9 protein-coding genes are annotated in these 8,182 nt (G+C 26.1%); 6 read left to right on the top strand and 3 right to left on the bottom strand.

Going from position 1 to position 8,182, the window contains the following annotated elements; genetic code table 11:
* From ACTTAY_RS04225 to ACTTAY_RS04205, 5 genes are all read left to right on the top strand, one after another.
* On the top strand, positions 1-531 hold a 531-nt coding region (locus tag ACTTAY_RS04225), incomplete at its 5' end, for a riboflavin kinase (RefSeq protein ID WP_440672495.1).
* A gap of 5 nt (positions 532-536) precedes the next feature.
* On the top strand, positions 537-3,266 hold the full coding sequence (gene ileS / locus ACTTAY_RS04220; RefSeq protein WP_440672494.1) for an isoleucine--tRNA ligase: 2,730 nt from the start codon (positions 537-539) through the stop codon (positions 3,264-3,266).
* Positions 3,266-3,757 (top strand): signal peptidase II, encoded by a 492-nt coding sequence (lspA, locus tag ACTTAY_RS04215; protein WP_440672493.1) that lies wholly within the window; start codon positions 3,266-3,268, stop codon positions 3,755-3,757. Before ileS ends, lspA begins: the two co-directional genes overlap by 1 nt.
* Positions 3,757-4,086, top strand: coding sequence for a DUF3035 domain-containing protein (locus tag ACTTAY_RS04210; protein WP_440672492.1), 330 nt, complete (start codon positions 3,757-3,759; stop codon positions 4,084-4,086). Before lspA ends, ACTTAY_RS04210 begins: the two co-directional genes overlap by 1 nt.
* The gene (locus ACTTAY_RS04205; RefSeq protein WP_440672491.1) at positions 4,086-5,240 is read left to right on the top strand and encodes a glucose-6-phosphate isomerase; all 1,155 of its coding nucleotides are present in this window, start codon (positions 4,086-4,088) and stop codon (positions 5,238-5,240) included. Before ACTTAY_RS04210 ends, ACTTAY_RS04205 begins: the two co-directional genes overlap by 1 nt.
* Here the strand turns inward: ACTTAY_RS04205 and rsmD are convergent.
* Together rsmD and purD are read right to left on the bottom strand one after the other, a co-directional pair.
* Positions 5,237-5,800 (bottom strand): 16S rRNA (guanine(966)-N(2))-methyltransferase RsmD, encoded by a 564-nt coding sequence (gene rsmD / locus ACTTAY_RS04200; RefSeq protein ID WP_440672490.1) that lies wholly within the window; start codon positions 5,798-5,800, stop codon positions 5,237-5,239. The genes ACTTAY_RS04205 and rsmD overlap by 4 nt on opposite strands.
* Positions 5,797-7,062 (bottom strand): phosphoribosylamine--glycine ligase, encoded by a 1,266-nt coding sequence (purD, locus tag ACTTAY_RS04195; RefSeq protein ID WP_440672489.1) that lies wholly within the window; start codon positions 7,060-7,062, stop codon positions 5,797-5,799. The genes rsmD and purD overlap by 4 nt, the downstream gene beginning before the upstream one ends.
* A 23-nt stretch (positions 7,063-7,085) precedes the next feature.
* Between purD and ACTTAY_RS04190 the strand changes: the two genes are divergently transcribed.
* Positions 7,086-7,280, top strand: coding sequence for a DUF2093 domain-containing protein (locus ACTTAY_RS04190; RefSeq protein WP_440672488.1), 195 nt, complete (start codon positions 7,086-7,088; stop codon positions 7,278-7,280).
* Here ACTTAY_RS04190 and ACTTAY_RS04185 read toward each other — a convergent pair whose 3' ends face one another.
* Positions 7,281-8,141, bottom strand: coding sequence for a lysophospholipid acyltransferase family protein (locus ACTTAY_RS04185; protein WP_440672487.1), 861 nt, complete (start codon positions 8,139-8,141; stop codon positions 7,281-7,283).
* Between the last annotated feature and the right edge of the window lie 41 nt (positions 8,142-8,182).

The raw sequence follows: 8,182 nt of genomic DNA, 5'->3' as shown, positions 1-8,182 counted from the left end.
GGTTTTAAAAGAGAGGGAGATGTTAAATTATTAATCAATAATGAAAAAAATTATGATTATAAAGTTGTTAAACCTAAACCTCTTATAAAAAATAAAAAAACTGTATCATCAACATTGATTAGAACTTTTTTAGAGAATGGGAACTTAGAAAAAGCAAATAGTTTTTTAGGAAAGCTATGGACAGTTGATGGAATAGTTCAAAAGGGTAGGCAAATTGGAAAAAAAATTGGTTTTCCAACCTGTAATATAGATATTAAAGACTATGTTTTAGCTCAACCAGGCGTTTATGCTGTAAGAGTTTTAAGAAAAAATAATAACAAACAATTAAAAGGGATAGCAAATCTAGGTTACAGACCTACATTTAATCAAAGAAAGATCTTATTAGAGGTGCATTTATTTAATTTTTCTGGAAATCTATACAATAAGCACTTATCAGTGCAATTTTTAAAGTTTATAAGAAAAGAGAAAAAATTTAAAAATGTTATTCAACTTAGAAATCAAATTAAATCTGATCTAAGAATTGCAAAATAAACATAATGAGTAAAACCGAAATTAATCTTCCAAAAACAGCATTTTCGATGAAGGCAAATCTACCAACAAGAGAGCCAGAAATATTAGATTATTGGAACAAAATTCAACTGTATGATGAATTGAGAAAATCTAGCAAAGGTAATGAAAAATTTGTTCTGCATGATGGTCCACCATATGCGAATGGAAATATTCATATGGGAACAGCTCTTAATAAGATTTTAAAAGATATAATTGTAAAATTTCATCAAATGGATGGAAAAGACTCAATTTATGTACCTGGATGGGATTGCCATGGCTTGCCAATCGAATGGAAAATTGAGGAGCAATACAAAAAAAATAAAAAAAATAAAAATGATGTTCCAATAGTAGAGTTTAGAAAAGAGTGTAGGTCATTTGCTGAAAAATGGATTGAAATACACAAAAGTCAATTTAGGCGATTAGGTGTTGTTGGTGATTGGGATAATTATTATTCAACAATGAGTTTTGATGCTGAGGCACAAATTGTTAGAGAGTTAGGTAAATTTTTAAAAGAGGGAAGTTTGTATAAAGGATTTAAACCTGTTCTTTGGTCAACAGTTGAAAAAACCGCTTTAGCAGATGCAGAGGTTGAATATCAAGATCATAAATCTGATACAATTTATACATCATTTCAAATTAAACATTCAGATATAGAAGGTTTAATTGGATCAGATGTTGTCATTTGGACAACAACCCCGTGGACAATTCCTGCTAATAAAGCTTTAGCTTATAATGAGTCGTTAGATTATGTTTTAATCGAAGTTAATGATGATGGTGATTTTGAAAATAGAAAAATAGTTATTGCTGATGCTTTATTAGAAAATGTTATTAAAGAATGTGAAATAAAAAATTACAAAAAAATTAAATCATTTAAAGGAAAAGAATTTAAAAACACTATCTGTAATCATCCATTTATTCAATTAGGATATGATTATGATATTCCAATGTTGGAGGCAAGATTTGTTACTACAGAGCAAGGTACAGGTATTGTTCACTGCGCACCTAGTCATGGCCCTGATGATTTTAATTTATGTTTAAATAATGGAATGAAAGCAATAGAGACAGTTGATGGTGATGGAAAATATACTGATAATGTAAAATTATTTGAAGGAATTCATATTTTTAAGGCAAATCCAATTGTAATAGAAAAATTAAAAGAGCAAAAAAATCTTTTAGCTAATGGAGAATTAGTTCATTCTTATCCTCATTCGTGGAGATCAAAAGCACCTTTAGTTCATAGAGCCACCCCACAATGGTTTATATCTATGGAAAGTCACAATCTAAGAGATAAAGCATTAAAAGCTATTGATGAAACAAATTTTTATCCAAGCAAAGGTAAAGAAAGATTAAAATCAATGATAGAAACCAGGCCCGACTGGTGTGTGTCGAGACAAAGAGTTTGGGGTGTTCCGCTTCCAATTTTTATTAATAAAAAAACAAATGAAATTCTAATAGATGATGAAGTAAATGAGAATATTGCTTCTATTTATGAAAAAGAGGGATCTGATTGTTGGTTTTCAGATGATCCTCAAAGGTTTTTAGGAAATAAATACAAAGCAGAAGATTATAAAAAGTTAAGTGATATTGTGGAAGTATGGTTTGATAGTGGTTCAACTCATTCTTTTGTTTTAGAAAAAAGAGTAGATTTAAAATGGCCAGCATCAATGTATCTTGAGGGTTCTGATCAACATCGAGGATGGTTTCATTCATCTTTGCTAGAATCTTGCGGAACAAGAGGAAGAGCTCCTTTCGATTCTATTTTATCTCATGGTTTTGTTGTAGACGGTAAAGGTTTAAAAATGTCAAAATCTTTGGGGAATGTAATAGCTCCAGAAGATATCCTAAAAAAATATGGTGCTGATATTTTAAGAATTTGGGTAGCTTCATCTAATTATTCTGAAGATTTAAGAATTGACTACTCAATTCTTGATCAGCATGCTGATTCTTACAGAAAAATTCGAAATACATTTAGATATTTATTAGGAAACATAAATGACAATTTTGAAACAATTGATTTCCAAAAAATAGAATTGAAAAAGTTACCAGAGTTAGAAAAATATATGCTTCATAAAATTTATAATTTAAACTTAAAATTTAAAAAATATTTTCAAAATTATGATTTCCACAATCTATACAAAGAACTTTTGAATTTTTGTACAGTTGATCTTTCTGCATTTTATTTTGATATTAGAAAAGATACTTTATACTGTGATAACAAAGATTCAGCTAAGAGAAGATCTACAATTTTGTTATTAAACATAATCCTAAATTCACTTTTAAGATGGTTTGCTCCCATATTGTCTTTTACTACTGAAGAAATTTACAGACTTTTATTTAAAGATAAAAAAAGTATTCATTTAGAAAAATTTTTAACTTTTCCTGATCATTTCCAAAATGAGGAATTAGAGAAAAAATGGAATGAGTTAATAAATATTAGAAATATTTGCAACATCAGTATTGAAGAAAAAAGAGCCAGTAAAGAAATTGGTTCTAGCTTAGAAGCAGATCTTAGAATTCAATTAGATCAAAAATTAAAAAATATAACTAATGATATTGATTTTTCAGAAATATGTATAACATCAAATGCTGAGATTTCTTTTAAGGAAGATTCAGAGATAATTGTTGAAACCTTCAAAGCCAAAGGTACCAAGTGTTCAATTTGCTGGAAAATAAATGAAACTGGTTGTGGCAGATCTATTTGCCCTCAAAGTTCTTGATGAAATTTATACAAAACAACAAAAAATTTTACTTAAATTTATCAATTATTTTTTTTGTTTATATTTTAGATCGCATTACAAAGATTTATATACTTCATTTGACACAAAATAATTTTGGAACTGAGATATTTTCATCTAAATTTCTGAACATTTTTCCAATTTGGAACAGAGGTATATCATTTGGCCTATTATCTTTTGATAAGATGAATTTGTATCATTTTTTAAGTTTTTTTATCTCAGTTATAATTTTAATCTTGATAATTATGGCAATCAAAAATCAAGGATTAAAAAGGTTATTACTATTGCTAATTATAGGAGGTGCTCTTGGAAATTTATACGATCGTATCCGATATAATGGAGTATTAGATTTTATAGATTTTCATGTAGGAAATTTTCATTGGTTTATTTTTAATGTATCAGATATATTTATAACTGTAGGTGTAATTGGAATGATTCTTTTAGAACTAACTGCAAATAAAAAACAAATTTAATGAAAAAAATTAAAATTTATCTTTTCTTTATGCTTGCTTCTTTAATTTTAAATAGCTGTGGAAGTGTTAAGAGTGCAATGGATCCTCAAAGAAAAAATAATACTGATGAATTTTTAGTAGAAAAAAAATCGCCACTTTCAATGCCGCCTGATTTTGAAAAACTACCAATACCCAAAAGTGAAAAGGTAGCTGAAAACGAAAATGAAGAAAATAATTTAAAAAAATTAATTGTTAACAATCAGACCAGTAGTTCTGAAATTTCTAGTGAAAGTGAGGAGAGTTTTGGAAGTTTTGAAAAATCATTAATTGAGAAAATTAAAAACAATTAATGTTAAGTAAAAATATTAATTTTATTAATTTTAAAATTAAAAAAAATAATAAAAAAATTAATTTAAAATTAAAATCAATTTTAAAAAATAATGATAGTGTAATTCAATCCTTAAGAAAAACTTATAAAGACAGCTATAAATATAAAAATCTTAGATCTTTAAAAAAAAACTTTGATAATAGAATCATAGGCATGGGTGGATCTACTTTAGGCGCCCAAGCAATATACGATTTTTTAAGACAAAAAATAAATAAAAAATTTTTTTTTGTTGATAATCTTCAATCAAAACCAAAAACATTATCAAATAAACCATTTAATAATTTAGTAATTTCTAAATCAGGAAACACAATTGAAACTATTGTTAATTTTAATACTTTAAAAAAAAAAAAAGACAAAAATCTAGTTATTACAGAAAATAAAAATAGTTATTTGAAACAACTTGCTAATCAGCTCAAATGTGAAGTGGTTGATCATAATAATTATATTGGTGGAAGATACTCTGTGTTATCTGAAGTGGGTATGCTTCCTGCAGAATTGATGGGTTTAAAACCAAAAAACTTTAGACAATTAAACAATCTTGTGAAAAATAAAAATTTCATTGAAGCATTAATTAAAAATGTTTCCAGCATCGTTTTTTATTTGAAAAATAAAAAGTTTAATTCAGTGATAATTAATTACGATGAGTCTTCAACCAATCTATTTAAATGGTATCAGCAATTAGTAGCTGAAAGTTTAGGTAAAAAAGGAATTGGTATTCTTCCTATTGTTTCAAATATGCCAAAAGATAATCATAGCGTCATGCAATTATATTTAGATGGTTTTAAGAATAATTTTTTTACTTTTTTTTATGTTAAAGAAAAAAATTCTCTAAAAATAAATAATAGTCAAATTATAAAAATGCAAAGTTTTTTAAAAAATAAGGATATTGATCATATCATTTATGCTCAAAAAAGAGCTACTGAGAATGTTTTTAATAATAAGAAAATACCTTTCAGGAGTTTTGAGATTTTAAAAAGAGATGAAAAAACCTTAGGTGAACTTTTTACTTTCTTTATTTTAGAAACGATCTTGTTGGGAAGAGCTCTTAAAATTAACCCTTTTGATCAACCAGCTGTAGAGTTAATTAAAACAGAAACAAAAAAAATTTTAACTTAAATTAATTTTCCAAAAATTATTTTAGAAATTCCATATTTTTTCTTTTCAATAATTTTAAATTTGTCTAGAAAATTATCCTTTTCTTTTTTATGTCTATGAATAATTATTATTCCATCTGGCTTAAGTGTTTTGTATTTAGAAAGATTGTTTAAAATTTTATTTATATCTTTTTCTTTGTAAGGAGGATCTAAGAAAATAATATCAAACTTTTCATTTTTTTCTAAAAAATCAGAGTCAATTAAAATATTCTTCTCAATAATTAAATAATTTTTAACTGTTTTTAAATTTGATAAATTTTTTTTTAATATTGGCAATATTCCTTTATAATTTTCCACGAAACTCACATGCCTTGCTTTTCTAGATAAGCATTCTAAACCAAAAGAACCTGTTCCTGAAAATAAATCTAAGACATAAGATTTTTCAAGGTTTATAGAAAATTTATTTGAATGATTTATAATGTTAAAAATAGATTCTTTCGTTAAATCTTTTAATGGTCTTGTTTCTTTATCTTTTGGTTCAATAATTTTTTTACCTTTAAAAAGGCCGCCAACAATTCTCATTTATCAATGACTTTGTATCCAATATCTTTTCTAAAAAAACCTTTTTCCCAATTTAGTCTTTTTAAGTTTTCATGGATATTTTTTTTGGCTTCACCATATGTGTTTGAAAGAGAAATGAAATTTAATACCCTGCCTCCATTAGCATAAATTTTATTATCTTGTTGTTGTGTTCCTGCATGAAATAAATAATTATTTTCATTTAAATTTAATTTATCAAAATTATTTATAATTATATTTTTTTCATATTTGTCTGGATAACCTTTTGAGCATAATACGACACACAAACTTTTTTTATTTATCCATTTTATCTCTATTTCATTAAGTTTTTCGTCAATACATGATTGAAAAATTTTAATGATATCAGTTTCTAAAGTTGGCAGAATTGTTTGGCACTCAGGGTCACCCATCCTTACATTGTATTCAATTAAAAATGGTTCATCATTAACAATCATCAATCCAGCATATAGAAAACCTCTATATTTTGTTCCTAAATCATTTATACCTTTTAATGTTGGTTTTATAATTTTTTCTAAAATTTTTTGCTCTAATTCTTTATTAAATAATCTTGATGGTGAATATGCACCCATCCCCCCAGTATTTTTACCTTTATCTCCTTCTCCAACTCTTTTGTGATCTTGAGCTGATCCAAAATATTTGAATGTTTTTCCATCACTAACTATGAAATAGCTCATCTCTTCACCTTCTAAAAATTCTTCAAACAAGATATTTTTTGCAGTTCCAAACTTACCGTCAAATATTTCTTTTACCGCTAAACATGATTCTTTTTTTTCTCTACAAATATAAACACCTTTACCAGCTGCTAAATTATCTGCTTTAATTACTAAAGGGTGCTTTGCATTATTAATATAATTATAAGATTCATCAGCATTTTTAAAAACACCAAATTCTGCTGTTGGTATTTTATATTTTTTACAAAGATTTTTTGTGAAAATTTTTGAACCTTCTAGTTGTGAAGCAACTTTATTTGGTCCAAAAACTCTTATATTTAACTTTTCTAAATAGTCCACAATACCATTCACAAGTGGATCTTCAGGACCAACAACAACTAGATCAATATTATTTTTTTTTAAAAACTCGTATACACTTTCGAAATTATTTATATCTATAGAAATATTTTCAGCTATTGAAGATGTTCCAGCATTACCTGGTATACAGTAAATTTTTTTAACTTTATTTGATTTAGATATTGAAAACGTAAGAGCATGTTCTCTACCGCCACTACCTAAAATTGCAATTTTCATATAACTATTTATATATCTTAGAAATGAAAAATAAATTAGCTAAATTAAAATATCTGCCTAATAACTTCAATGTGTTGGAAGTAGGTGATCATGTAATATGTGCTATCTCTGGTAAGAAAATAATGTTAGAAAATTTAACTTATTGGAATGTGGATAAACAAGAAGCCTATTACTCATATAAAGAGGCCTCATTACAACGAGAAAAAGAAAATAATTGATTATATCTTCCATCGGTCGTGTGTCCAAATCCACTGGTCAATATTTTTCAATATCATCTTTTCAAGAATATCGTTAAGATGTCTTGTGATTTCAGAAATGCTTCTTGATCTACTTATCTTAATAGGTTTTGAAACATACATTTTAAAATGATGTGATTTTTTTCTTTCAATATAAATTGGCACAACACTACAACCATATTTTTTTATTAATTGCGCTGGAATTGTTGTTGTGGCTGCAGGATTTCCAAAAAAATCTATCTTTTCTCCTTCTCTCACTCTTTGATCAATCATTAAAGCAATCGAAGTACCTTTTGATAAAAAACGTATAATTTCTCTTGTGCCAGCTCTTCCTTTTTTAATTTGATTTTTACAAATATCTCTAATTCTGATTGTTTCCATAATTGAGTTTAAATAAGGATTATTGAGTGGCCGATAAATTGCAGCACAATCAACTCCTGCTTTTTCAATTTGCATTGCCATTAATTCAAAGTTGTTAAAATGACCTGAAATAAAAACAACTTTTTCACCACTTTTTTTAATATTTTTTAAATGATCTAGTCCCTCTATAGAAAAGTATTTTTTTAAACTGTCATTTTTAAAATTCTTTAAATGTACATATTCTGAAAATATTCTTCCATAATTTCCAAGAACATTTGAAGCTATTTTTTTAAAGTTATTTTTTTTGTCAATATTGGCTTTATCAAGATTATTTATAATTAACTCTTTTGATCTAAAAATTGGCCCAAGATATTTACCTATAAGAAATCCCAGTTTTGAAGATGCTCTGTATCCAATTATTCTAAATATAATAAAAAAAATTTTTATTATAATGAATTGAATTAAATGATTAATTTTTTTCATATTTTTGATTTAAGAAATTTTTTTAACTTACTTATATTTTG

The organism is Candidatus Pelagibacter sp. HIMB1715, assembly GCF_052047595.1.
In the GTDB taxonomy this organism is placed as follows: Bacteria; Pseudomonadota; Alphaproteobacteria; order Pelagibacterales; family Pelagibacteraceae; genus Pelagibacter.
Note: the sequence above shows the minus strand (reverse complement) of the source record. Positions and strands in the feature narration are given on the sequence as shown.

Bases quoted from the DNA above. Each gene is read 5' to 3' on its own strand.
- ileS (WP_440672494.1), top strand. From the start codon at position 537: ATGAGTAAAACCGAAATTAATCTTCCAAAAACAGCATTTTCGATGAAG.
- lspA (WP_440672493.1), top strand. From the start codon at position 3,266: ATGAAATTTATACAAAACAACAAAAAATTTTACTTAAATTTATCAATT.
- ACTTAY_RS04210 (WP_440672492.1), top strand. From the start codon at position 3,757: ATGAAAAAAATTAAAATTTATCTTTTCTTTATGCTTGCTTCTTTAATT.
- ACTTAY_RS04205 (WP_440672491.1), top strand. From the start codon at position 4,086: ATGTTAAGTAAAAATATTAATTTTATTAATTTTAAAATTAAAAAAAAT.
- rsmD (WP_440672490.1), bottom strand. From the start codon at position 5,800: ATGAGAATTGTTGGCGGCCTTTTTAAAGGTAAAAAAATTATTGAACCA.
- purD (WP_440672489.1), bottom strand. From the start codon at position 7,062: ATGAAAATTGCAATTTTAGGTAGTGGCGGTAGAGAACATGCTCTTACG.
- ACTTAY_RS04190 (WP_440672488.1), top strand. From the start codon at position 7,086: ATGAAAAATAAATTAGCTAAATTAAAATATCTGCCTAATAACTTCAAT.
- ACTTAY_RS04185 (WP_440672487.1), bottom strand. From the start codon at position 8,141: ATGAAAAAAATTAATCATTTAATTCAATTCATTATAATAAAAATTTTT.